Origin of the sequence: Mobilisporobacter senegalensis, assembly GCF_003752155.1 — a bacterium.
Classification (GTDB): domain Bacteria; phylum Bacillota; class Clostridia; order Lachnospirales; family Lachnospiraceae; genus Mobilisporobacter; species Mobilisporobacter senegalensis.
Map to the genome: position 1 here is coordinate 1 of NZ_RJVG01000027.1, position 1,412 is coordinate 1,412.

Here is a 1,412-nt window from a genome sequence, read left to right on the forward strand (position 1 = left end):
TAACTGGGGTGAAGTCGTAACAAGGTAGCCGTATCGGAAGGTGCGGCTGGATCACCTCCTTTCTAAGGAAGAAAAGTAGGGGTTGTTTTACTGTTGAGTTATTAAGTGGAGCACTTAAAGAACGCGAGCGAAAGCGAAGCGTGAATTTAGTGCGAACTTAGTTCGAAGGAACTTGATGAGAGCGAGCCGAAGGCGAAGGTCGAATCTAGTGAATCGAACTTCCTTAATATTAAAAAAGAATAGAAATATCAGAAGATTAGTAAAAGACTTATGAAAAGATAAGCTAGTTACTAATACATGAGGAGTTCTGTTGCACTAAGCTCGAAAAGACCTCGCTAAGTTGCAAAGAACAGCTTTCGCACTAAACTCGAAAGGACCTCGTTAAGTACTCAATGCTTCTGGTGGCGATGCGTCTAGGGGACACACCCGTTCTCATTCCGAACACGATGGTTAAGACTTAGACGGCCGATGGTACTATATTGGAGACGATATGGGAGAGTAGGTGGCTGCCAGATATATTAAACTTAATAATGACGAGCAAAGCGAGGAAGAATTTAGTTTAATAATCGTTCGCGAAAACTTGGCGAAGTATTTCCTGGCCTAGTCGAGTCGAACATACTGATTATGGGCTTATAGCTCAGCTGGTTAGAGCGCACGCCTGATAAGCGTGAGGTCGATGGTTCGAGTCCATTTAAGCCCATTCTATCTAATAGAATAAGATGCATACGCATTATAATAGATAAAGTAATTATGAATAAATAACTTACATAGGTATTATGTGAAATTCACTTAATGATACATGAAATACCTGGGGGTATAGCTCAGTTGGGAGAGCACCTGCCTTGCAAGCAGGGGGTCACGAGTTCGAATCTCGTTATCTCCACTCGGTAAACGAAAGTTTATCGTTGGTTATATGGAAAGTTTGGAGAAATCAGATTTCTATATAATATGTACCTTGAAAACTGCACATTGAATGAAACGAATAATCAGAGAATAGAAATATTCAACGATTAGTCAGACATCTAAACAAATAGTTCTGAGGAATCAGAACGAACGATACATCTACCGCGCAGGTAGGATGATCGTTAAAACGAACTTATAGCCTAACTGTTGTCACGCTAGACAACAGAAAAGATTTTGAGTTGTAAGAACAAAATCTAAGAGGATTAAACTTTGATTGCGCCAAGCGCATCATCTCAAAAAGCTTTGCTTTTCTCGATGATAGCACTTTGCTAATGCAAGCAAAAATCATTAATCACTCTTATGAAAGCAAGCTTTCAAAGCGTGCTTAAAATTTTTGTTTGCGCAATCAAAGTTTAGGTCAAGCTAATAAGAGCGTAGGGTGGATGCCTTGGCACTAAGAGCCGAAGAAAGACGTGATAAGCTGCGATAAGTGTTGGTGAGGAGCAAAT

The 1,412-nt window shown here is 40.2% G+C and carries 2 tRNA genes and 3 rRNA genes; all 5 read left to right on the plus strand.

Annotated features, from left to right (window positions below):
- Positions 1-62: ribosomal RNA gene (locus EDD66_RS18255) — 16S ribosomal RNA — on the plus strand; the annotation flags it as partial.
- 335 nt (positions 63-397) lie between these two features.
- Positions 398-515 (plus strand): 5S ribosomal RNA (rrf, locus tag EDD66_RS18260).
- A gap of 111 nt (positions 516-626) precedes the next feature.
- Positions 627-700 (plus strand) — tRNA-Ile (locus EDD66_RS18265).
- Between the two features lie 110 nt (positions 701-810).
- Positions 811-883: transfer RNA gene (locus tag EDD66_RS18270), tRNA-Ala, on the plus strand.
- A gap of 436 nt (positions 884-1,319) precedes the next feature.
- Positions 1,320-1,412, plus strand: a 23S ribosomal RNA gene (locus EDD66_RS18275); the annotation flags it as partial.